This window comes from Pseudomonas sp. IT-P4, assembly GCF_949767755.1.
Classification (GTDB): Bacteria; Pseudomonadota; Gammaproteobacteria; order Pseudomonadales; family Pseudomonadaceae; genus Aquipseudomonas; species Aquipseudomonas monachiensis.
The window spans coordinates 15,547-37,926 of sequence record NZ_CATKPX010000024.1 but is presented as its reverse complement, the minus strand read 5'-3'; the positions used below and the strand labels follow the sequence as shown (position 1 = coordinate 37,926).

Here is a 22,380-nt window from a genome sequence, read left to right as displayed (position 1 = left end):
AAATTCAATCGGCAGAAGAAGTGGTGTGATAAAGCGCTGTTGGCGCATTTTTAAATTCCGACTTGGTAAGTATATCTGCTCACTATTATTATTTTAGTGTGGGTAACAACATACCTATGATGAAGGGTTATGGAGTTATCTCGAAAACACGATATTGACAAAGTGCTGGTGATTCGTTTGCTATCTTGTTGTACATCAGAATCAAACTCTCATGGTTGATGAATGTCGAGGAAAACCATCAATTTTGGAATTAAGTAAATTACTATAAAAATGATAACCGGTACGACGAAGACGTGTAAATCTCCGCTTTGAATATTTCGGTTGAGTTTTGTATTTATAAGCAATGCGCATCCCTTTGCAGTGAGACTCAGGAGTAATGCAAGTCCGAGCGAAAGAATTATTAACGTGATATCATATGTGTCCAAAACACTTTATCCTAAATAAAGTTGAGTATCTATCTTGATATGCAACCTGTTAATAGGTATTGCATATTAAATCAACGTTCAGTAGAGTCATGAATTATTTAACTAGGGCTAGTTGGCGTCTGAGGGGAAGTGACTCCTGAAGGCTACCTAGAAAGCATCTAGTTTCCAAGCGTTAGCGACATCTCGTTCAGTCTTGTAAATTCCCTTCTCTTGCTATGGCCGCCCAATTCACTGTGTTAGCTGTCTTGTTGTGTATTAGGGGTTAGTTGTCAAAGCTGATATCCTAGACAAATCGTCAATTTTGGAGCGAAGTAAATTGTAATGCAAATTATAAATGTATTGATGAATAGGTGGAAGTATTCGCTTCGAATGTTGGCGCCGAATTTTGCATTCATAAGTAATGCGCAACCCTTTGCTGCGAGCCCCATGAATAAAGCCATTGCGAGAGAAATAATTATTAGCATGATATCACCTGTGTCCAGAATACGTCCGAAGTGGTATTGAACTTTAGTTTCAATAGTACAATACCTACTAATAAGTATTGTACTAGAGCCAAGCCGTTACGCTGTGCGTGATACCTTACATTCTAGGCACCTAGTCGGTCCGCGTTTCCTGTTATGACGCCGCCGCCGAAGCCACCAATCAAAGCTCTGCCTATGCCTACCGGTCCAGAAATTGCCCCGGCCAATGCCCCCGCCCCTACAGAGCCTAGGAATCCTTTTGTTTCGAACGTGCCCCCGCCAAGGCGACTGCCAATATATCCCGCAGCACCCGCCAAACCTCCTATTGCGGCACCTGGAGGGCCGACAGCGCCGCCAACAATTTCGGCTTCTTCCAACGTAATTTCACGCATTTTGATTTCTCCAACAGTTAGTGGGATCGAACGGTTACGCTCGCGCATTTTCACGGAGATGCTCAATGCTTGAGTTTTTTTAAGTTGAGTTTTTGATATAAGTAATCTAGAGAGAATAGCGTCCTATTTTTTTTACTGAATAATCGTCATCTCTGCGAACCCAAAATACTTTATCAATGTAGGACTCGCGAAAAATAGATTTAATTTCTTTTATAGACTCCATGACTCCGCCACAGGGGAGACAAAAATCAATAATCCATGTTCGTCCGCCTTCATTCCACTCGGAGGCATGAAGCAAAAAGCTCGGATCCGTCAACAGACGTTCCTCGGTATCCGGCGCCAGGTGTGCCCAGATTACAAACCCTATGGGTGCTGATGTTCGATCGAATAGAAATATTATTTGCTGATGGTCGATAGCAGGTGTTAGCCAAAAATTCAGAGTGCGCATGTGAAAGTTAGAAGAGCGCCGGCATCTGAACATGATCATGCTTGCATAACCCAGTGCTGCTGCTTTGTTTTTGAGGTGAGTGTCTCGGCATATGGTAAATAGTTCAAATCTCTTTTTCATTCAGGCTGCTCCAGATTCCATGGTAGAAACACAGTGCTCTTCTGACTTCAATCTCTTGTTTACCAAGTTCAATAAGTGCAGTTGTCGACAGGATTCGATTAACTGTGTCCAGAAGTGTAAATAACCCGGATTTAGGATCAAACCAGATGGAGAGTGCCTGGCTTAACCAAAATGGGATGCGTGATGCATGTTCGTTAGCAAGGTTAAGCCTCGCAGCTAATACAGCCTCGCTCATCAGTTTTTGATATACCGACGCTCTATTTGTTTGTACATCGCCACTGATGCGTCCAATGTTTTCCTCAAGATTGTGCAATGCGTGATGGCTGCGGTTCAGTCGGGTAACATTGATTGCCAAACAGCAAGTGAAATTATGCAAATCAATGTGTTGTTCGTTGGCAGCTTGGGCAGCGAGATCGAAAAACTGGCTGTAGCTTGAAAGCAATTGACCGATCCTTGCTACGCCGATGTTTGGCCATGCCAAGTTGATGGACGACGCCGGTGAAGTCTTGTTGGAGAGCAGAGTGGAATATAGGCGCGCCGTCCAGCGTTCAAAACCATCCCAGTCCTCTCCAAGCGTGAGGGCGCTGACTGTAAAATCATCAAACTCCAATATTTTTTCCAAGCAACTGGAAAAGGCAGCAAACTCGGCAGTGTGTGCCAGCTGCCGCACTAGCCAGAGCGGAAATCCCGTCTGTGTGGCCCGATACAGTCTCAACTGAGTGTTGTATGTCCGTATGAAGTGTGCAGTTGTCGTTTCAGAGAGGTGCAAGGATTGCTCAAAACTAATGACAGCATATTTTCTCAAGTAGTAACACAGGCTCTGTAAGCTTTGGATTGAAGGCAAGTATTCTGTATTGAAACGGTCAACGTCCGTTCGATCACCATTGATAAAATTAGTGAAGAGGCGAGTTTCGCTCAGGTCCAGCCAAGCCCCATCAAGTGAAAGGTTCGATGCACTCACATTGTAATGGATAATGTGTTTGGCCCGTGCTGCGGCGAATTGTTCTGCATATCGACCTGCCAGTTCAAGCAGGCCGAACTGCAAGCGTTCAACCAGACTGCTAGATGCTGGGGCACTAGCGCCTGGCAGGAACTCAACCAGTTTTCCAATGACTGCTTTCACTCGCTGTGCATCTTCGCCCAACGTGTTGAGTTGTTTTTGCCTGAAGTAGGTGGCCCTTATGAAATGGGCAGGACGCACGACGGGTTGACGGACCAGTAACCCGCGAGGCGTCATCACCCCACCAAAATCGAACTTGGACCCAGTGTCCAGAATCGCAATCGTTCGGATGGCTCCGAAGGGCAGCACTGCCTGAATTATTTCAGACCAGATGGACTCATAGATGGCAGTTTCCAGGCTCAGGTTGCCATCTCCATGTCTCGGATCGACCTCATTGCCAACTAATTGATTGGGGCCCAGCCCCTTTAGTTGCCAAACGCCATCGAAGCCGCATCGGCCACCACCTCCATTGCTGAGTATGCCATCGCCCCCATAGCGCTCGGCCATAAATGTTTTGACGACTGATTCGTTGCGGGGGACTGCCGGTTCAGGCCTGACAATAAAGCTATATTCGCTGAGAATGTCGTTGGGGCTTTTTCCATTGGCGAGCACTTCATTTATATAAACGACTCTGCATTTATCAAGTTTCTGTGTTTCGAAACTTATAAAAATTTCACGCAAGTCAGATAGTTGTTTTCCATTCATTGCGTAAGTGCTTCCATTTATAGTTTTGATGGAAAGTGAATGTGAGTTCGCCTATACAGACCAAACGCTATGCGAAGTAATTTGAACTAGTGCAGATTGTTTGTTAAGTCAGCTTCGTCCTATGCACTACGTAATTTTTCTTTTTTTTAAGAGAGAAAATTCCTACAGAAAGCGCTCTGATTAAACTTTCCGCGGTGGGAGGGCGCAAACACTGCGTTGCCTGTATTGAATTCGCATTGGGCAAACTCAACAAACCGCTGATCGTGCCTCAGAAAACCTTGCCGGTAGTAGTTTTTGGTTGTGACACAGATCAGCTTGCCAGCGATGGTCGTTAACGAGAACGCGTGTGAACTGGATAAACGCGGCACACTTGAGTCGATCGCCAGCAATCGAGCGTCGACCGGCTGCTCCTACATCCCGGGATTCCGTGAAGGGTCTGGGCGGGAGGGGAGTTGGTCTCAGTCTTCTCCCCCAGGCAAATCAGGAACTCTGCCGATCGATATCGCGCCGCAGCACGACGGCGGTGGTGATGTCTTCAACGTAATCGTGACTGGCGACGGCATCTCTGACCCGATTCAGGTCATCGATGGTTCGCGATTCGATCTCGATCACCAGGTCGAGCTGGCCGCTGACCGAGGACACGCGACGGACCTGTGAGTTTTGTGCAAGCAGGTCGAGCAGGCCCATTGCAGGCGTGCGCTTGAGGCAGACCAGCAGGATTGCGCGAATCACGCTGGCGTCGATTTCACCGATATCAGCGCGGTAGCCCCGGATCACGCCATTGCGTTCAAGGTTGATGACCCGTTCGCTGGTCGCGCTTCTTGAAAGCCCGATTCTCGCTGCCAGAGCCTTCAGGGCAATGCGGGCTTCCTTGGAAAGAATTTCGAGTATTTCGCGATCTTTCGTGTCCAGGTCGCGCATCAGAACTCCCTAATTTTGCTGCCGAAATTGTGCCGGTCGATTCCGGCAATATGCAGGCGCAAGCCGACCGTATACCTACTGCCGTCCCGGGCGTTGCGTGCCAAGCTATCTGAAAAAAATGGCTTGGAAAACAATTACCATGACAAATCTCTCCCATCCTGCCCCCCAGTTCTCGACCGGGGATGCCGAAAAACTCAGTGAGCAGCTTTTCAACGTTATTGGTACGGCCACGCCTCTGGATGGCGAGCGCGACCGCAACTACCGGTTGAACACCGGAACCGATGCGGGATGGATTCTGAAGGTCGTCAACTCGACCGAGCCGCGCGTTGAAAGCGAGTTTCAGACGGCCATTCTCAGTCATCTCGCCACTCACAATCCCGAGCTTACCGTGCCTTTTCTCAAGAAAAGCCTCGCCGGTGAATACCTCGCCACTGCGCTAGCGCCCTCGGGCGAAAGCCATGCGGTGCGCCTGGTGAGCTGGTTGCACGGAACGCCGTTGGCCGAGGTCAGGCGTACCTTCGAATTGATGCGCAGCCTTGGCCAGTCGTTCGGTGAGATCGACCGTGCGCTTCAGGGCTTCATTCATCCGGGCGCGGTGCGGGATCTCGACTGGGATTTGCGTCACGCCGCACGTTCGCGATCACGCCTGCATTTTGTGAAAGATCCTGGCAGAAGAGCGATTCTGGAACGCTTCATTGAAAGCTTCGAACAAAACGTCCAACCGAGGCTTTCGCGCCTGCGTGCACAAGTCATTCACAATGACGGCAATGACTGGAACATTCTCGTCGACTCGCACAATCACCAGAAAGTCTCGGGCATCATCGATTTTGGCGATGCGGTCCATACGATTCTGATTGCCGAAGTAGCCATCACCTGCGCCTATTCCATTCTCGACATGGAAGATCCAATCGGCGCGGCCGCCGCCCTCACGGCCGGTTTCCATGACAAGTACCCTCTGCAGCCGGAAGAGCTTGACGTCCTCTTCAATCTCATTGCGATGCGCCTGGTCACGAGCGTCACCTTGTCGGCATCGCGATCCGACCGAACGCAAGACAATCCCTACCTTGGCATCAGCGAAGCGCCGGCCTGGCGTCTTCTGGAAAGGCTGGATCGCATGAACCCTCGACTGGCGACGGCGATCCTGCGCAAAGCCTGTGGTTTTGACGCGATCGAAGGCGCGGGTGCGGTTCGCCGCTGGGTTGCCGAAAACAGCAAGTCCTTCGCCGATATCGTGCGTCCATCTGCTGCAACCATGAACAAGGTCATTGCCCCGTTCGGAGATGCTTCCCATGTGATGACTATTGCTTCAGCCGAGCAGCGTCCAGCAGAGGCAACGAAGTGGTGGAATGATTTTTCTGCCGAACACAAGGTGCCGCTCGGTATCGGGCCATGGGGTGAGGAAAGGACCATCTACACCGACACGGCGTTTGAGTCGCGATTCATTGAAGGGCAGCGTCGGATCATTCACGTCGGTGTCGACTTGATCATGCCCGCAGGAACGCCTCTCTATACGCCTGTTGCCGGTGTGGTGCAGAGCGTCGAGATCGAGCATGAGCCGCTTGGCTATGGTGGTCTGATCATGCTCAAACACTCGCCGGAAGGTTGCCCGCCATTCCTGACATTGTGGGGGCACATGGCTCATGAGGCTCTCGCTCGCCTCAAGCCTGGTGACTGCCTGGAGGCTGGCGCGCTTGTCGGATACATGGGGGAGGACACGGAAAATGGTGGGTGGATTCCCCATGTGCATTTTCAGATGTCCACTGACACCGGATTGAAAGCGGGTGAGTTCATCGGCGTCGGTGAACGGGCTTATCTTGAGGTATGGGCCGACATTTTTCCCGATGCATCGACTCTCGCGGGGATTCCTGCGGAAACCTACAGCCAGGACGGGCGCACCAAGGCAGAGATTGTGGCCAAGCGTAAGGCGTTGTTGCTGCCAAACCTGTCGATCTCCTATTCGGACCCGATCAAGTTCGTTCGCGGTGACGGGGTCTGGTTGATCGACAACTTTGGCAGGGCGTATCTGGACTGCTTCAATAACGTGTGCCATCTCGGCCACTCCCATCCAGATGTAGTGCAGGCGATTTCGCGGCAGTCTGCACGCCTGAACACCAACACGCGCTACCTGCACGACAATATCGTCGAGTATGCAGAGCGGCTCACCGCCACTTTGCCTGAAGGCCTGGCGGTCGCTTCCTTCGGTTGTTCGGGAAGTGAAGCAAACAGCCTCATGCTGCGTATGGCGCGCAATCACACAGGGCGTAACGATGCAATTGTGCTGGATTGGGCTTACCACGGCACGACACAGGAACTGATTGACCTCAGCCCTTACAAATACAAGCGTAAAGCCGGTAAAGGGCACGCAGATCATGTGTTCGAGGCGGTCGTCCCGGATGCCTACCGTGGTGTGGATCAGTGGGCGTTCGAGGAACTTGGCAAGCGTTACGCCGAGAGCGTGGCGGATCAGATCGAGCTCATGCGCAAGCAGGGCAGAGCGCCGGCGTTCTTCCTGGCGGAGTCCATTCCAAGTGTCGCCGGGCAACTGTTCTTCCCGGAAAACTACTTGAAAGAAGTTTATGCGATGGTCCGAGCAGAAGGCGGTCTTTGCCTGGCTGACGAAGTCCAGGTCGGCTTTGGTCGTGTTGGCAGCCACTGGTGGGCTTTTGAAACCCAGGGTGTGGTGCCCGATGCAGTGTCCATGGGCAAGCCCATTGGCAACGGCCATCCGATGTCGGCGGTGGTGACCACGCGGGAAGTTGCCGACAGTTTCAACAACGGCATGGAGTACTTCAATACCTTCGCCGGCAGCCCGGTTTCATGTGCTGTAGGGCTCTCGGTACTCGATGTGATCGAGCGCGATAACTTGAAACTCAACGCACTGACCATTGGCAACTATCTGCTCGACGGCTTCCGTAAATTGCAGCAGCGCTACGAGGCAATAGGCGATGTGCGTGGGCAGGGTCTTTTTCTCGGGATAGAACTTGTCACGGACCGCAAGACCAAAGTTCCGGCCACGCAGTTGGCCAAACAAGTAGCCGATGGTGCCAGGGAACGGGGCATTTTGATCGGTACTGAAGGCCCCCATGACAATGTCCTGAAGATGCGCCCATCGATGATTTTCAGTCAGGCAAATGCTGACTTTCTGCTCGAGGTCCTGGACGAAAGTTTCAAGGCCGCACTCCGCTGACCTGGCTGGACAATATGACTGCCCGGCATAGTGTCGGCCAACTCCGGCAATGTGTCAGGCAGGCTGACACCTTGCCGGGTGCTTTCCAGAAGTGCCTATGCAAGACTTTTCATGAAGGCCGGGTGAATAACCCCAAGAAAATAATAAACAATTCTTCCAAGGTGCCATCCAATGCTAACCAAAAAGCTCAAGGGTTTGATTGTCGCTTCTACCGTGGCGGCCGCAGCGCTACTTTCCACTGCGGTTGTTCATGCTGATGATTTGAAGTCGATCCAGCATTCCAAGGAAATCCGTATCGCAATGAGCGGTCAATACTCGCCCTTCAGCTTTGCCAACGAGCAGAACCAGATTGTCGGATTCGACGCTTCCATCAGCGAGGCACTGGCTGAGCGGATGGGGGTAAAAGTGAAGATCATCACCACGCCGTTCGACGGGATCATTGCCGGTCTTCTGGCGAAAAAATATGACGCCATTATCGCTTCCATGACCATTACCCCGGAACGGCAGAAGGCAGTGGATTTCGTCGGGCCCTATTACCATGCCGGCCGCACGATCGTAGTGAAGGAAGATTCTTCGATCAAAAGCCTCGATGATCTCAAGGATGTGAGTGTCGGCGTGACCCTCGGCGATGCTCACGACAAATGGGCCAGGGGCCGCGGCAATCTGAAGGTCAGAACGTACAAGGGTCTTCCGGAAATGCTGGTCGACCTGGAGGCCGGGCGTATCGATGCGATAGTGATGGACAGTGTTCCGGTGCTGGTCGCCATCAAGGAAACCGGGCAGAAGGTGCGCATCATTACTCCACCGGATAGCGATGGCGGCATCGAAGGCATGGGCATTGCCCTGCGCAAGAACAACCCCGAGCTCAAGGCGACCCTGCAGAAGGCGCTGGAAGACATGCTCGCCGACGGCACCTACGAAAAGATCTCGATGAAGTGGATTGGCAACGATATCCGCTGATTGCTGTTCAGCATGGCTCGACGGGTCGTCGGGCCAGTCAATCCGACTTTTCCGAGCGTGCTCATGGATCTGACTCTCATACAACGCACATTCCCGTTTTTCCTGGAGGCGGCCTGGATTACGGTGCAGATTTCTGTACTTGCTCTTGTGCTTGGGTTTCTGGTCGCAATCGTGCTGGTGGCTGGCCGGTTGTCCACGGTTCTCGCCTTTCGATGCCTTGCCAGACTCTACATCAGCGTTTTTCGTGGCACTCCCTGCCTGGTTCAACTGTTCATCATCTACTTTGGCGGGCCGCAGATCGGACTTGAACTGGAGCCGTTTGCGGCAGGCGTAATCGGCCTGGGCCTGAACATCGCTGCCTACATGGCCGAATCCATTCGTGGCGCTATCAGCAACGTTGATCCTGGCCAGGAAGAAGCTGCGCGTTCGATTGGTTTCGGGCGTGGCCAGACCTTATGGTTTATCACGCTGCCACAAGCTGCAAAGTTGATGATCAGGCCGCTGGGAGTGAACGCTGTCGCTCTTATCAAAGGTTCTGCGCTGGTGTCGACGATCTCTGTTGTTGAGCTTTCATATACAGCGCAACGCTTTATCAGTTCAACGTACAAGCCTTTCGAGATCTTCATGGTGTCTGCACTGCTTTACATCGTGATGGTCTACTCGGTCAGATTCATTATTGACTATCTCGATAATCGCTTCGCGGCAAGGTGAGAGCATTCCTATGCAAAGCCTGGACCTTAGTATAGTTACACCTTATTCCGAGTTGCTTGCGACCGGTCTTTGGTGGACGGTCGTGATGTTTGTAAGTTCCAGCCTGTTGAGTTTGATGGCGGGGATTGCCTTTGCACTCATTGTTCTTTATGCGCCCAGAGTCCTGGCGCTGCCCGTGCGTTTTATGACCTGGTTGCTGATGGGCACGCCACTGCTTCTGCAGTTGTATGTGATTTATTATGGTCTTGTGCAAGTGGGCATCGATATTCCCGCACTGGTGGCTGGCATCATTGGTCTTAGTTTGCACTTTGCCGTCTACAACGCCGACGTCATTCGTGCCGGCGTGGTGTCGGTAGACCCGGGGCAGGTCGAAGGTGCCCGCTCCATTGGCCTCAGCCGTGGACAGACCCAGCGTTACATCATCGTGCCGCAGGCGTTGCGCAGGACTATTGCGCCGCTGGGAAACAACCTGATTGTCCTGTTGAAGGACACCTCTCTGGTTTCCATAATCGGTATTGCCGAGTTGGTATACAGCGCGCAACTTGCCGTGAGCGAGACCTATAGCCCGTTTGAGTTTTATCTGACTGTTGCGCTTGTTTATTATGCAGCCAATCTTATTCTCGAAACCGGTCTGCATCTTCTCGAAAAAAAGGTAGAGATGTCACGATGATAAGAAAAGAATTCATGGTTGAGGTGAAGAACGCTCGCAAGGCTTACGGAGCACTCGAAGTACTCAAGGGAATCGATCTTTCCGTATCTCGCGGGCAAATCGTCGCAATTATCGGCCCAAGTGGCTCTGGCAAAAGCACGCTTCTGCGGTCAATCAATCACCTGGAAGCACTTGATGATGGCGAGATCTGGTTGGAGGGTGAACAGATCAATCGGCCATTGAAAGGTCGAGCGTTTGAACAGCACATAAACGCTGTGCGTCAGCAGATGGGCATGGTATTTCAGCACTTCAATCTGTTTCCGCACTTGAACGTATATGAAAACATCGCTCTCGGTCCGATAAAACTTAAGGGGCTTACAAAAAAAGCATCTCGTGAATTGGCGATGGAATACTTGTCAAAAGTTGGATTGGCCAACAAGTTCGATGAGTATCCTTCTCGCCTGTCGGGTGGACAGAAGCAGCGCGTTGCCATAGCAAGGGCACTGGCGATGCAGCCAAAGGTCATGCTGTTCGATGAAGCTACATCGGCACTGGACCCCGAGCTTGTCGAAGAGGTCAACCTGGTCATGAAGCAACTCGCTGCGGAGCACATGACGATGTTGATCGTCACTCATGAAATGCGCTTTGCAGGCGAAGTGGCAGACCGGATTGTCTTTATGGATGGCGGGGTTGTCGTAGAAGAAGGGGCGCCGCAGGAGATCCTGCAGAACCCCGTCCACGAGCGAACCCGGTCATTCTTGAAAAAGCATCTGCACGATAGATAAGTGGCGCTTTCCTTGCGTGATCTGGCAAAGCGTAGTCTCGCAGACCAAACCGGCGCTGCCGCTCACCGGTACTCATCATGCCGACGCCACCAGGGCCCCGTCTCATTGCGCCCCTTGGGCGCGCGGTCGAGCCATTGGTACATGCTCCACAATCCGTCCAGGCCCCGCGCGTAGGTGGAGTAGGTGTGATAGATCTCGCCGTCTTCCAGCACGAACGTACTCAGCCCCGGCCGGTCGCGGGTATAGGTGGGCGCATCGGTGCCACAGGTCGCGGCGAACTGTTTCACCGGTTCCGGTATTTCACTGGCGTCCATGGCATGGCCGCCGCGCTGATAGTTGTATTCGACCAAGCCTTCGCGCTGCTGCGCTTCGGTGAAGTAGACATTGAAGTCGGCGGTGAAGTCGCTGTCGGTGGCCGAGGCCCAGGGGAAGGTCCAGCCCATTCGGCGCTTGTAGGCCTGCAGTTTCGCTAACGGTGCGCGGGATATCGCCATCAGGGTCACGTCGTGGTTCGCCAGGTGGACGACGACGGGCTCGAAGCCATCGGCGATGGCTGAGCAGGACGGGCAGCCTGCCGTGTAGTCGGGGCCGAACATGAAGTGGTAGACCAGCAGCTGCGAGCGCCCTTGAAAGAGTTCGGCCAGGGTGGCGCTGCCGTTGTCGGTATCGAAGCGGTACGTCTTGTCGAGGCGAACCCAGGGCAATGCCTGGCGTTGCCTGGCCACTTCATCGCTGCGTCGGGTCAGGGCCTTTTCCGCTTCGAGCAGTTGCAGGCGAGCCGCCAGCCATTGCTCCCGGGACGCGGTTGTGTGGGTGTTCATCGTTCTACGCTCCTGGTGAAAGGTCGTGATTTAGACTAAACCCGGGTGTCAAATGATGGGAGTGACAAGCGTGGCGGGATTTCCATGGACTCGATGATCACGGCCGCCGCACAGGCGCTGGCGGCGGGCAATCCGCTGGGCGCACTGGACCGCGTGGCCTTGCGTGACGATGCGCCGGCGCTTGCCCTGCGCGGTATCGCCATGGCGCAACTGGGCGATCTGGTGCGGGCCAGGTCACTGGTCAAGCGTGCGCAACGGGCATTTGCGCCCAAGGAAGTGCTGGCCCGGGCGCGCTGTGTGGTGGCCGAAGCCGAAATCGCCCTGGCTTCGCGGGAGCTCGGGTGGCCGGTCAAGGCGCTCGAAACGGCGCGGGTCACCCTTGAACACCACGGTGACCGGGTCAATGCCGCCCATGCGCGCTACCTGCAAATTCGCCGTTTGCTGCTGATCGGTCAGCTCGACGAGGCGCAGCAGTTATTGACCGGACTCGATCCCGGCCGATTGCCGCCGGCCTTGCGGGCAACCCATGAACTGGTGCTGGCGGGCATAGCCATTCGGCGCCTGCAATCGCACGTGGCGCGGGAGGCGTTGAACAGGGCCGGGCAGGCTGCCGGTCAAGCCGGGATTGCCGCGCTGATCGCTGAGGTCCAGCACGCTGCGCATCTGCTCGATGCCCCCGCGGCACGCCTGATTGCCCAGGGTGAAGTACGGCCGCTGTTGCTCGATGATGTTGAAGCGTTGTTTTGTTCAACGTCACTGGTGGTGGATGCCTGCCGGTACGTTGTGCGCGGTTGTGGCATGTCGGTATCGCTCGCAACAAGACCGATCCTGTTCGTGCTCGCCCGTGCGTTGGCCGAGGCGTGGCCCGGCGACGTTGCGCGGGAAGTGCTGATCGCCCGGGCGTTTCGCCTGAAGCTCTCGGATGAATCCCATCGTGCCCGGCTTCGCGTGGAAATCGGCAGGTTGCGTAAAGCGCTCAAGCCGTTGGCCGGTGTCATCGCGACGGCCCGCGGTTATGCCCTGCAATCGCCGGTGTGTACGCAGGTGGTGACACTGGCGCAACCGGTCGAGGAAAAATTTGCCGCGGTATTTGCCTGCCTCGCCGATGGCGAGTCGTGGTCGAGTTCCGCCCTGGCACTGGCGCTGGGTACCAGTCAGCGCACGGTGCAACGGGCGCTCGATACACTGGCGGAGCAGGGCAAGGTGCAGTGGTTTGGCCGTGGTCGCGCACGGCGCTGGATGACGCCGCCCGTGCCGGGATTCGCGACGACCTTGTTACTCCCGGCGCCGCTGCCCGGTGGTTAGGATGAACGCCACCAACCCCCGTCGAGGAATGCCAGATGAAACAAGCAACTGCTGAAATCATTCGTGAATATGGCCCGTTTGCCGATGTCGACCACGTATGCGGCGTCACCTGGGACGGCGAAAAGGTCTGGTTCGCCTGCAACAGCAAAATCAACGCCCTGGACCCGGAAAGCGGCAAGGTGCTGGGCTCGATCAATGTCGCTGCCCATGCCGGCACCGCGTTTGACGGGGAGCATCTGTTCCAGATCGCCGAAGACCGCATCCACAAGATCGACCCCCGCACCGGCCATATCCTCTCGACCATTCCTGCCCCTGGCGCAGGCACCGATTCGGGGCTGACCTGGGCCGAAGGGACGTTGTGGGTGGGCCAGTACCGTGAACGCAAGATCCACCAGATCGACCCCGAGACCGGCAAGATCCTGCGCACCATCGAATCCAACCGTTTCGTCACCGGCGTGACCTGGGTGGACGGCGCGTTGTGGCACGGTACGTGGGAAGGCGATGAGAGCGAGTTGCGCCGCATCGATCCGCAATCGGGCGAAGTGCTGCAGAGCCTGACAATGCCCGAAGGCGTGGGCGTGTCGGGGCTTGAGTCCGATGGTGGCGAGCGGTTGTTCTGCGGTGGTGGCGATAGCGGCAAGGTGAGGGTGGTGCGTCGGCCTTCGTGAGGCGCAGCGGCCAGGTCAACAGGTACAACCTTTGTGGGAGCGACGGTGCGGCGATCCGACCTGCTCGCGAATGCAGAGTGTCAGGCAACATCAATGTTGACTGATTTGACGCTATCGCGAGCAAGCTCGCTCCCACAGGGTTAGCGGGTGTACGCAAAATTTGCGAGCAGTCGAAATCAATGTTGAATGTGCTGGCCACATCGCGAGCAAGCTGGCTCACACAAAGGCAGCTGCCCTGGCGAAATTCATCTATTACAGTCATCTGCGCACTGATAGTATTTTTCCGTCCTGCCATGTTTTCTGCTGGTCGAAATCGGTCTAAAAGCCCGGTTGGAAAACGCTCCTGTTTTGCTATCCTCAAACCTGTAGGTGAAGACGCAGACTGATGCGCAAAAGGATAGCAAGGAGACGTGGGGCGCGTTCCGAAGGGTACACGGTTAGAAAGATCCCCGCGCTGGGATCCAGCCCTTATGCCGTGTGAAGCAGAAGAGTTCCATTACAGTTTCACGACTCTTTTGTGGGAGGCCTGATAAACCTTGTAAGCCGGAGACCAGCACCGGCCACCTACTTGTTACATCCACCCACAAAGCCCGCTCAGTGCGGGCTTTTTAATGCCCGCGAGGTGGGTCCGGCCGGCGGCTCAAGGCGCGCCAAACAGCATCGTCCAGTAGACACCGTTGTCGCTGCGGGCGTTGGCGGCGTAGGCGGCACCGACCTGGGTGAACATCGGGTTCATCAGGTTGGCGCAGTGCCCGGGGCTGGCGAGCCAGCCGGCCATGGCCTTGCTGGGTGAGCCTTGCCCGGCGGCGATGTTTTCACCGATCTGCCGGCCACGGTAGCCGGCGGCCTTGGCACGGTCATAGGGCATGTCTCCGTCGGGGGCCTGGTGGGCGAAATAGTTGCCGTAGGCCATATCCTTGCTGTGGTTTTGTGCTGCGGAACCCAAGGCGGCACTCCAGGACAGCGGCCGCGCGGCGCCAAACCGCTGGCGACCGCACATGCGCGGCCTGGCCCGGGCGGCGTTGACCTGCGCCAGCAACGCCTGTGCGGCGCTGCGTGGGTCGCCGGTTTTCCCATCGAGCACCGGCCGTGCCAGCACCACTTGCCATTCACTCCCGGCGCGGCTGACGCCGATGTCGGCGTATTGGTTGTCGAGCAGTGCGGCGCAGTGCTCGTCCTGGAACAGATCGAAGGCTTCTTCGGCATCCCGTGCACCCACCACGCGAATCGACCGCACCATGGTGGCCTGATAGCCGGAAGCCTTTAACCGGTCCCGCAGCCCACCGCCATAGCCAACAGGCAGGGCCAGGTTCGACTTGAGCGTCAGGGGTGATAAGCGTTGCGTCGGCCGCCGGTCGCAGCGTTGCGGATGGGCGCGATAGTCGTTGATGGCGTCTACCAGTTGCCGTTGCCCATCGGCATGGGCGGGGCTTGCATAAACGGGGAGCAGGGAAAACAGGCACAGCGAAGAAAAGCGCAAGGCAACGGCGGTTTGGCGCATGGACGGACAACTCGGATGAGATGACGACGATAGGAGAGGAAAAACGCTCGGGTATGACCGGGGTCTGGAGACAAGGTTCACGGCGCGAGCGAACCTGTTTGTAGCCGGAACCGAATGTCCGACGAAGGGTAGGACTTTTGTGGGAGCGGGCTTGCTCGCGAAGATGGCCTTTCAGGCAACAGAGATGTTGACTGATCTACCGCCATCGCGAGCAACCTCGCTCCCACAGGTTTTGTGTACATCAGTGACCCGCAAGCGGACCTGAATCGATCAATCCATGCAGGCGTACACCACCAGCTCCACCAGCATTTCTTCCCGGGCCAGGCCCGCCACGACCATGGCGGCGCGGTTAGGGTAGGGCGCCTGGAAGTACTCGGTGTAGAGCGCATTCACGGTTGCCAGGTAGCTGCGGTCAGTGACGTAGATCAGTACCTGGGTGACCGCGTCCAGCGAGCTGCCGGCGGCTTGCAGGGTATGGCGCAGGTTGTCCAGGGTCTGCCGGGTTTGTGCTTCGATGCCGCCGCTCACCACCTGGCCCTGGCGGTCGATGGGGATTTGCGCGGTGTACAGCGTGCCGTTGCCGACAACAGCCCATTCCAATGGCGCGCGCGAGGCAAAGAGGTCGGTCTTGATCGCCTGTTTCATTGATGATTCCTGATACGGGTTTGAGGGGCTTACCGGGCGTCACTGCCTTCACCGGCTCCACGGCGACGGGATTCTTCGGTGCTTTCCACCAGCACCCGTTCCCCCAGCTTTTTCAACTGGGCCCAGACTTCATCATTGACCTGCAGTCCGCCCGCGGCTGCCGGCTGACTGAATTCAAGCGTCGGGGCCGCGTCTGCGGCACTCAGGCGTGGCAGCAGCGCGAAGTGTCTGGAAATCAGCACGTTGATGCTTTGCTCGTCGCCCTGCGCCGGTTGCGGCAGGTCATATACCCGCAAGGCCGGGTGGGTGTTCCCGGCGCTGAAGGTGGCCACCAGCTCCTGCCGGGCATCGCGCCAGTACACACAAAAATTCAGGCCTTCTCCGGCACAGCGCGCCAGGTAGCCCAGCAGCAGGATGCGGTTGTGGCAGTGGCGGACGCGGATCAGCGCACTGCCGCCGCGCAAGGCCTTGCCCACCCCCAGTTCGATTGCCTGGGCGGCGCAGCGCAATACGCTCTGGCCATGGGCGTCGAGGGTCAGTTGCGTGGCGTCTTCGTAGCAGGTTTCGATGGGGCGATCGACTTCATCGTGAAGGAAGTCCAACGCTTTTTTCAGCGCGCCGATACCGTCGAGGCCTTGCTGTTGCAGCCTGGCAATCATTTCGGCGGCGTCGTCGCAATCACCGGGTGCAAAGCCGATGCCTTCGAAGGCCTTGCGGCAGATCACCTGGATTTCATTGAGCGATACACGCATTTCAGAGTGCTCCGGCAGCGTTGGTCAGTTCAGGCATGACGGCAAAATTCCAGTCGTCGGGGAACGGCTGGCCGATCTCGCTGACCAGCGGTGCCCCCTGAAACAAGGTGATGCGCACCCAGCGGCTGGACTTGGGGTCGAACTTGCCGGCGCCGAAGAACGCCAGCTTGCAGCGCAGCAAGTGGATCGGCAGCATGCCGCGGTCCATCAGGTTGGCGCGGATTTCCCCGAAGGCGCAGCGGGCCATGCCTTGCAGGCGGCAGACCGTGCCTTTGAACTGCGGTAGCGCCAGCAGAAAGTGCGCGGTCAATTGCCGTGGGTGTTGCTCGCGGTAGGCCAGCAGGGCGCGATGACAACGTTGAATGTTGTGCGCGATCCCCAACTGCATTTCCTTCTCGGCGCCTGGCTCCATGGCCCGCTCGCCCAGGCGTGGTTCTTCCTTTTCCGCCGAGCGATACCAGAAAAAGTGGTTGGCCTCGGCGTCGCTCAAGTCGTAGTCGAGCGCCCAGCGGTACTTGGTCTCGATGAGATCGCACAGCTCATCCAGTGGCATCTCGGCGTTCAGGCGAAACCCCTCGTTGACCGACATCTGCTCGGCCAGCGGATCGACCTGTTCGGGGTACAACTCCAGCAGCAGGCTGACCAGCAGTTCCTGGCAACCGGTGCCGACGTTCACCTCGGCCCAGGCTTGCAGGCGTGACCACAACCCCGCGTTGACCGACTGCCCCGCGAACCACTCGGCCAGTTGCTCGAGATCGGCCAGCGTCTGCTGGTCGATGCCGCTTTGCCGTTGGTCTTCGGTGCTGGTTTGCTGCAAGTGCCGGCGGGCCCGTAGCAGCAACGCCTGAAAGCGCTGGGCATGAGGCAAGTCAGCCGCTTGCGCCACAACCTGCGCCAGTGCGGTTTCCCTGGCCCACAGCCATTGGTTGACCAGTTGCGGGTGATTGATCAGGAACGGCGCCATGCCCAGCCCCGTGGAATTGCCGACCCCAAGGTAACGCTGCAGGGCAGGGTCCAGGCCCACCGCCCGCTGTGGATTGCGCGCACGGGCCATGTGTTCGATCTGCTCGATGCTGAAATGCCGCAACAGATACACGGTGAACATCTGGGCGCTGAAGGGTTGTGTGAAGTCCGCAGTGCCTTGCAGGCAACTGAAGTCGGCGATGCCGAACTTGCCGTTGCCGTACACCGCGGTGGTGCGATACAGGTAGCCGACCTCGGCCAGTTGCCGCGGGTCTGGCTGACAACCTTCGGCCAGCGCTTCGAGGAAGCGTTCGAAGTTGCGCAGGCTGCGGTTGGCCCGCGACAGCACCAGCACTCGCGAATCAAAACGCCCGGCTTCCTGCAACGGCACATTGCGTCGCAGGTCAGCCAGTTGCTGCTCATCGACATCGCCGCCGAGCAGGACAAAACTGACATCCCACTGATCGGCGATGACCCGGTCGCTGCGCTTCTCCGGCGGCAGGTACGTGGAGAAAATCACGCAGTGATAGTGGGCACTGGCGGTGTCGATGCGGTAGATCGCCGTACCGAAGCCCTCGGCATCCAGGTCGAAGCAGGTGCGCTGGATGCGCCACTGCTCGTTCATCATCCGCCGCATGCTGCTGCGCACGAAACTCAAGCGGCTTTGAAAGTGGCTGCCCAGTCGCTCCAGGTCCATGACCCGGGCGGTGGGCCGCAAGGCCGAAGAGGTGTCTGTGTCGGTGTGCGACATCATTGCGATTCCTGAACTGTTCATCGTCAGACTGCCTGTTCGCGAGCCATCTGCCGGGCGATGCGCAGAGCATCCCAGAGCGACGGCAGGATCAGCAGTGAAACCGGTACGGCAGTAATTACGATAAAGGATTGCAGCGCCGTGACCCCGCCCGAACCAATGGTGATCAACACCACCGCGGCCAGGCCCATGCCGATGGCCCAGAAGGCACGTAGCCATGCTTTGGGCTTGTCATTGCTGGGCTCATTATTTCGGGACATCGCCATCGCCACGGTGAACGCCATCGCATCGCCGTTGGTGGCCACGGAAATGAAGCTCAGGAACAGGAACAGCGCCGAGATCAGTCCACCCAGGGGCAGGTTCTGGGTCACGCCCAGCAGCAGATCTTCGGGCTGCGCGCCGTGGGCGGTGACGATGCCTGGCGTCTGCAATTCCATGCCGATGCCGGCGCCACCGACGATGGTGAACCAGAACATGGTGACCAGCGGTGCGATGATCGACAGGGTCATGATCACTTCACGGATGGTCCGGCCACGGGAAATCTTCGCCACATACAGGGCGACCATCGGCGCGTAGCCAATGAACCAGCCCCAGTAGAACACCGTCCACCAGTCCAGCCATTTCGGATCGGCGCGGAACAGGGTCATCGGAATGAACTGCTCCAGGTGCAAGGCGAACGCGGTGGGAAAACCGCCGAGAATGAAAGCGGTGGGCCCCAGCAGCACCATGAACACCGCCAGGCCGATCATCAGCCAGACGTTGATCCCGCTGACGAAGCGGATGCCTTCGAGGCCGACCAGGCAGGAAATGGTGTACATCACCGTGACCAGCACGATGGTGATGGACTGCACCATCAGGTCATTGGGAATGCCCCAGACCGAATGCAACGCACTGCTGATTTGCAGGCCGAGGAAACCGATCGGGCCGATGGTCCCGGCGACGACGGCGATGATCGAGGTGGCGTCCGCCAGCGTGCCGATCGGGCCCTTGAGCGCACGCTCACCGAACAACGGATAGAGCAGGGTACGCGGTGCCAGTGGCAAGCCTTTGTCGTAGTGCAAATGCATCAGCACGATGGCCAGCAGGCTGCCCAGCACTGCCCAGGCCAGAAAGCCCCAATGCACGAACGATTGCGCGAGCGCAGCGTGTGCGGCGGCTTCGGTGTGAGGCTGCACCCCGGCGAACAACGGTGGCGGGCTGGCGAAGTGCATCATCGGTTCCGCTGCCGCCCAGAACGCACCGCCACCGGCGAGCAGGGCGCACATGATCACGGCGATCCAATTGAAGGTGCTGGTATCGGGACGCTGGTCGACGCCGCCCAGGCGTACCCGCCCGCATTTGCTGAAGCAGATGAACAGGCTCATGGCGAAGGTCGCCAGCATCAGGATCTGCCAGTACAAGCCAAAGAACTTCGTCGACCAGGCGAACAGCGTGTTCACCAACAGCGATACGCCATCGATGTCGATCAGTGCCGCGATCAGGAAGGCGCCGAGGAAGCCGCCACTGATTAAAAACAGCGGCCAGTCGATGTCTTTTTTCGGCGGTGCGAGGTCCAGTGGCTGGACGTCGGCTTGCAGGGAGTCGGATGTTTTCATGATGCCTCCAAAATACGCGCCTGGGGCTGTGCATCGCCGGTCGGGGAGATGAACGGGAGGCTATTGTTGTTATTTTTCATGCTGTCCTCACGGTGTCGATCAAGAGTCAGTCTTGCGCCGTCGTAGCGTTTTCCAGCAGGCGCAACCAGTTGAGTCCCATGATGTTGCGTACCTCGTCCTCGGCGAAGCCACGGTCGCGCAGGCCCTGGGCGATGACCGGGAAATCCCGGCTGTCGCGGAACCATTGCAGCGGTGCCGGCCAGTTGGCGTTGTCCTTTGATCCTTCGCCGTAATCCTTGTCTTTGCTCCAGCGCCCGTTGCGCATCCATTCGAGCACTTGCAGGGGTTGTTGCTGGCACAGGTCGGTGCCGATGCCGATGTGTTCGACGCCCATCAGCTCCGCCGTGCTGGCGACCATGTCGCAGAACGATTCCAGGGTGCAGCCCGACGCGCCCTTGAGGTGAAACGGGTAAGTACTGAAACCCAGCAGACCGCCGGACTCGGCGATGCCGCGCAACACCGCGTTGGACTTGTTGCGTTTGGCCGCGTGGAAACTCGACGGATTGGCGTGGGAGACGATCACCGGCCGGCTCGACAACTCGATGGCTTCCAGGGTGCTGCGCTCGGCGCTGTGGGACATGTCGATCAGCATGCCGACGCGGTTCATCTCGCGGATCACCTGGCGCCCGAAACGGCTGATGCCATTGTCTTCGGTCTCGTAGCAACCGCTGGCCAGCAGGCTCTGGTTGTTGTAGGTGAGCTGCATGATCAGTACGCCGAGCTGGCGGAAAACCTCCACCAGGCTGATGTCGTCTTCGATCGGCGAGCAGTTCTGGAATCCGAAGAAAATCCCGACGCGGCCTTCCTGGTGTGCCAGGCGAATGTCCGAAGCCTCGCGCACCGGACGAATCAGCTCGGGCCAGGTTTCGAAGCGCCGGTTCCATTCGCCGATGCGCGACAGGGTTTCCCTGGCGTTCTCGTGGTAGGCGATGGTGGCGTGCACCGCGCTCAGGCCACCAGCCTGCATCTGGCGAAAGATCTCTTCGTTCCAGTGGGAATATTGCAGACCGTCGATCATCAATAAATCGTGCATGGTGATCTCCTGTTCAAGGACGCACGTAGGTGGTCTTGACCACGGTGTAGAACTCGCGGGCGTACTGCCCTTGCTCGCGCGGCCCGAAGCTGGAGGCTTTGCGGCCGCCGAACGGCACGTGGTAATCGGTGCCGGCGGTGGGCAGGTTGACCATGACGCAACCGGTGCGGGCACGGCGCTTGAAGTCGCTGGCATAACGCAGCGACTGGGTGATGATCCCGGCGGTGAGGCCGTATTCGGTGTCGTTCAACACGGCGAGGGCTTCTTCGTAATCGCCGACCCGGATCACACAGGCAATCGGCCCGAAAACCTCTTCGCGATTGATGCGCATGCTGTTGTGGGTGTTGGTGAACAGGGCGGGGCGCATGTAGTGCCCGGCCGGTTGCGGGTTCAGCAGTTCGCCGCCCTCGACCAGGGTTGCGCCTTCGTCTTCGGCCAGTTGCAGGTAATGAAGGTTCTGCTCCAGTTGCCGGGCTTCAGCCACCGGGCCGATCTGCACCCCTTGTCCGAGCGCATGACCGACCTTCAGTTGACGCATGCGTGCCACCAGCGCCTCGACGAAGCGGTCATGGATGCCGTCGCAGACGATCAATCGCGAAGAGGCCGTACACTTTTGCCCGGTACCGAAGAAGGCGCCGTTCAACGCGCATTCCACGGCGATTTCGAGGTCGGCGTCATCGAGCACCACCAAGGCGTTCTTGCTGCCCATTTCCAGTTGGCAACGCACCAGATTGCCGGCGGTGGCGACCGCGACGCGGCGACCGGTCTGCAGGGAACCGGTGAAGGTCAACGCATCGATGTCGGCGGACTGGATCAGGCTTTCGCCAACCACCGCGCCGCTGCCCATGACCAGGTTGAAGGTGCCGGCGGGCAAGGCCTGGCGGCTGATGATTTCAGTCAGGGCCCAGGCACTGGCCGGTACCAGGTTTGCCGGTTTGAACACCACGGCGTTGCCGAAGGCCAGGGCCGGGGCGATCTTCCACGCGGCGGTGGCCATGGGGAAATTCCACGGCGTGATGATGCCGATCACGCCGACCGGTTCACGCTGGACTTCGATCTCGATGCCGGGACGTACCGAGGCGGCTGTCTCACCCATCTGACGCAGCACTTCAGCCGCGTAGTAGTGGAAGAACTGCGCGGAGCGATTGACTTCGCCGACGCCCTCGGCCAGCGGCTTGCCTTCTTCCCGGGAGAGCAGTTCGCCGAGTTCTTCCTTGCGCGCCATCAACTCGTTGCCGATGACCATCAATACTTGCTGGCGCTGCTCCAGGCCACTGGCGGCCCATTGCGGCTGGGCATCGCGGGCGGCGGCGATGGCATCCAGCGTCTGCTCGGCGCTGGCCTGGTGGTAATGGCCAATGAGGTCTTGAACATCCGAAGGGCTGTGGTTGGCGATAACGCCCTGGCCTTCGCACCAGTTGCCGGCGATGTAGTTTTTGTAGGGTTGCAGTGCCATGGGAACCTCCGATTGCGTTGGCCCCATCTTGAGAGTATTAGTCTGCAAATAAAAATTAATAATAAA

General features: G+C 57.3%; 18 protein-coding genes. 7 read left to right on the top strand and 11 right to left on the bottom strand.

Translation table 11 applies throughout. The features are described from left to right. Positions 1–1,384: 1,384 nt before the first annotated feature. The 3 genes from ACM6IT_RS09510 to ACM6IT_RS09500 all read right to left on the bottom strand — a co-directional run bounded on the left by ACM6IT_RS09510 (position 1,385) and on the right by ACM6IT_RS09500 (position 4,472). The gene (locus tag ACM6IT_RS09510; RefSeq protein WP_409078725.1) at positions 1,385–1,846 is read right to left on the bottom strand and encodes a toxin-activating lysine-acyltransferase; all 462 of its coding nucleotides are present in this window, start codon (positions 1,844–1,846) and stop codon (positions 1,385–1,387) included. Beyond that, a complete protein-coding gene (locus ACM6IT_RS09505; RefSeq protein WP_414917866.1) occupies positions 1,830–3,551 on the bottom strand; it encodes a hypothetical protein in 1,722 nt (573 codons plus the stop codon). The genes ACM6IT_RS09510 and ACM6IT_RS09505 overlap by 17 nt, the downstream gene beginning before the upstream one ends. 480 nt (positions 3,552–4,031) lie before the next feature. Beyond that, positions 4,032–4,472, bottom strand: coding sequence for an Lrp/AsnC family transcriptional regulator (locus tag ACM6IT_RS09500; protein WP_414917865.1), 441 nt, complete (start codon positions 4,470–4,472; stop codon positions 4,032–4,034). A gap of 139 nt (positions 4,473–4,611) precedes the next feature. Between ACM6IT_RS09500 and ACM6IT_RS09495 the strand changes: the two genes are divergently transcribed. From ACM6IT_RS09495 to ACM6IT_RS09475, 5 genes are all read left to right on the top strand, one after another. Next, on the top strand, positions 4,612–7,659 hold the full coding sequence (locus tag ACM6IT_RS09495; protein ID WP_414917864.1) for an aminotransferase class III-fold pyridoxal phosphate-dependent enzyme: 3,048 nt from the start codon (positions 4,612–4,614) through the stop codon (positions 7,657–7,659). A 171-nt stretch (positions 7,660–7,830) separates the two neighbouring features. Then, positions 7,831–8,619 (top strand): ABC transporter substrate-binding protein, encoded by a 789-nt coding sequence (locus ACM6IT_RS09490; protein ID WP_414917863.1) that lies wholly within the window; start codon positions 7,831–7,833, stop codon positions 8,617–8,619. A 63-nt stretch (positions 8,620–8,682) separates the two neighbouring features. Beyond that, complete coding sequence (locus ACM6IT_RS09485; protein WP_104448064.1) at positions 8,683–9,330, top strand: amino acid ABC transporter permease; 648 nt, start codon at positions 8,683–8,685, stop codon at positions 9,328–9,330. Positions 9,331–9,340: 10 nt separating this feature from the next. Continuing rightward, positions 9,341–10,000 carry an amino acid ABC transporter permease gene (locus tag ACM6IT_RS09480; protein WP_409078730.1) on the top strand — a complete coding sequence of 220 codons (660 nt, stop codon included), beginning with the start codon at positions 9,341–9,343 and terminating at the stop codon, positions 9,998–10,000. A 14-nt stretch (positions 10,001–10,014) separates the two neighbouring features. After that, positions 10,015–10,764 carry an amino acid ABC transporter ATP-binding protein gene (locus ACM6IT_RS09475; RefSeq protein WP_409078731.1) on the top strand — a complete coding sequence of 250 codons (750 nt, stop codon included), beginning with the start codon at positions 10,015–10,017 and terminating at the stop codon, positions 10,762–10,764. 62 nt (positions 10,765–10,826) lie between these two features. On the opposite strand, the gene ACM6IT_RS09470 is transcribed toward ACM6IT_RS09475, so the two are convergent. Continuing rightward, on the bottom strand, positions 10,827–11,585 hold the full coding sequence (locus tag ACM6IT_RS09470) for a DUF899 domain-containing protein (RefSeq protein ID WP_414917862.1): 759 nt from the start codon (positions 11,583–11,585) through the stop codon (positions 10,827–10,829). Between the two features lie 84 nt (positions 11,586–11,669). Between ACM6IT_RS09470 and ACM6IT_RS09465 the strand changes: the two genes are divergently transcribed. Both ACM6IT_RS09465 and ACM6IT_RS09460 read left to right on the top strand, forming a co-directional pair. Next, a complete protein-coding gene (locus ACM6IT_RS09465; RefSeq protein WP_414917861.1) occupies positions 11,670–12,890 on the top strand; it encodes a helix-turn-helix domain-containing protein in 1,221 nt (406 codons plus the stop codon). A gap of 35 nt (positions 12,891–12,925) precedes the next feature. Then, positions 12,926–13,558 carry a DUF5074 domain-containing protein gene (locus tag ACM6IT_RS09460; protein ID WP_414913329.1) on the top strand — a complete coding sequence of 211 codons (633 nt, stop codon included), beginning with the start codon at positions 12,926–12,928 and terminating at the stop codon, positions 13,556–13,558. 640 nt (positions 13,559–14,198) lie between these two features. On the opposite strand, the gene ACM6IT_RS09455 is transcribed toward ACM6IT_RS09460, so the two are convergent. The 7 genes from ACM6IT_RS09455 to ACM6IT_RS09425 form a co-directional block, all read right to left on the bottom strand. Further along, positions 14,199–15,059 (bottom strand): CAP domain-containing protein, encoded by an 861-nt coding sequence (locus ACM6IT_RS09455; RefSeq protein WP_056727323.1) that lies wholly within the window; start codon positions 15,057–15,059, stop codon positions 14,199–14,201. Between the two features lie 270 nt (positions 15,060–15,329). Continuing rightward, positions 15,330–15,704 (bottom strand): RidA family protein, encoded by a 375-nt coding sequence (locus ACM6IT_RS09450; protein ID WP_056727322.1) that lies wholly within the window; start codon positions 15,702–15,704, stop codon positions 15,330–15,332. A gap of 29 nt (positions 15,705–15,733) precedes the next feature. Continuing rightward, a complete protein-coding gene (locus ACM6IT_RS09445) occupies positions 15,734–16,456 on the bottom strand; it encodes a DUF3726 domain-containing protein (protein WP_414917860.1) in 723 nt (240 codons plus the stop codon). A gap of 1 nt (position 16,457) precedes the next feature. Beyond that, positions 16,458–18,173 carry a hypothetical protein gene (locus ACM6IT_RS09440; RefSeq protein ID WP_414917859.1) on the bottom strand — a complete coding sequence of 572 codons (1,716 nt, stop codon included), beginning with the start codon at positions 18,171–18,173 and terminating at the stop codon, positions 16,458–16,460. 23 nt (positions 18,174–18,196) lie between these two features. After that, on the bottom strand, positions 18,197–19,765 hold the full coding sequence (locus tag ACM6IT_RS09435; protein WP_414917858.1) for a BCCT family transporter: 1,569 nt from the start codon (positions 19,763–19,765) through the stop codon (positions 18,197–18,199). 106 nt (positions 19,766–19,871) lie between these two features. Then, positions 19,872–20,858, bottom strand: coding sequence for a dipeptidase (locus tag ACM6IT_RS09430; RefSeq protein WP_056727315.1), 987 nt, complete (start codon positions 20,856–20,858; stop codon positions 19,872–19,874). Positions 20,859–20,871: 13 nt separating this feature from the next. Next, positions 20,872–22,314, bottom strand: coding sequence for an aldehyde dehydrogenase family protein (locus tag ACM6IT_RS09425; RefSeq protein ID WP_414917857.1), 1,443 nt, complete (start codon positions 22,312–22,314; stop codon positions 20,872–20,874). Positions 22,315–22,380: the final 66 nt, after the last annotated feature.

Coding starts and splice junctions, on each gene's coding strand:
- ACM6IT_RS09510 (WP_409078725.1), bottom strand. CDS start 1,846: ATGAAAAAGAGATTTGAACTATTTACCATATGCCGAGACACTCACCTC.
- ACM6IT_RS09505 (WP_414917866.1), bottom strand. CDS start 3,551: ATGAATGGAAAACAACTATCTGACTTGCGTGAAATTTTTATAAGTTTC.
- ACM6IT_RS09500 (WP_414917865.1), bottom strand. CDS start 4,472: ATGCGCGACCTGGACACGAAAGATCGCGAAATACTCGAAATTCTTTCC.
- ACM6IT_RS09495 (WP_414917864.1), top strand. CDS start 4,612: ATGACAAATCTCTCCCATCCTGCCCCCCAGTTCTCGACCGGGGATGCC.
- ACM6IT_RS09490 (WP_414917863.1), top strand. CDS start 7,831: ATGCTAACCAAAAAGCTCAAGGGTTTGATTGTCGCTTCTACCGTGGCG.
- ACM6IT_RS09485 (WP_104448064.1), top strand. CDS start 8,683: ATGGATCTGACTCTCATACAACGCACATTCCCGTTTTTCCTGGAGGCG.
- ACM6IT_RS09480 (WP_409078730.1), top strand. CDS start 9,341: ATGCAAAGCCTGGACCTTAGTATAGTTACACCTTATTCCGAGTTGCTT.
- ACM6IT_RS09475 (WP_409078731.1), top strand. CDS start 10,015: ATGGTTGAGGTGAAGAACGCTCGCAAGGCTTACGGAGCACTCGAAGTA.
- ACM6IT_RS09470 (WP_414917862.1), bottom strand. CDS start 11,585: ATGAACACCCACACAACCGCGTCCCGGGAGCAATGGCTGGCGGCTCGC.
- ACM6IT_RS09465 (WP_414917861.1), top strand. CDS start 11,670: ATGGACTCGATGATCACGGCCGCCGCACAGGCGCTGGCGGCGGGCAAT.
- ACM6IT_RS09460 (WP_414913329.1), top strand. CDS start 12,926: ATGAAACAAGCAACTGCTGAAATCATTCGTGAATATGGCCCGTTTGCC.
- ACM6IT_RS09455 (WP_056727323.1), bottom strand. CDS start 15,059: ATGCGCCAAACCGCCGTTGCCTTGCGCTTTTCTTCGCTGTGCCTGTTT.
- ACM6IT_RS09450 (WP_056727322.1), bottom strand. CDS start 15,704: ATGAAACAGGCGATCAAGACCGACCTCTTTGCCTCGCGCGCGCCATTG.
- ACM6IT_RS09445 (WP_414917860.1), bottom strand. CDS start 16,456: ATGCGTGTATCGCTCAATGAAATCCAGGTGATCTGCCGCAAGGCCTTC.
- ACM6IT_RS09440 (WP_414917859.1), bottom strand. CDS start 18,173: ATGATGTCGCACACCGACACAGACACCTCTTCGGCCTTGCGGCCCACC.
- ACM6IT_RS09435 (WP_414917858.1), bottom strand. CDS start 19,765: ATGAAAACATCCGACTCCCTGCAAGCCGACGTCCAGCCACTGGACCTC.
- ACM6IT_RS09430 (WP_056727315.1), bottom strand. CDS start 20,858: ATGCACGATTTATTGATGATCGACGGTCTGCAATATTCCCACTGGAAC.
- ACM6IT_RS09425 (WP_414917857.1), bottom strand. CDS start 22,314: ATGGCACTGCAACCCTACAAAAACTACATCGCCGGCAACTGGTGCGAA.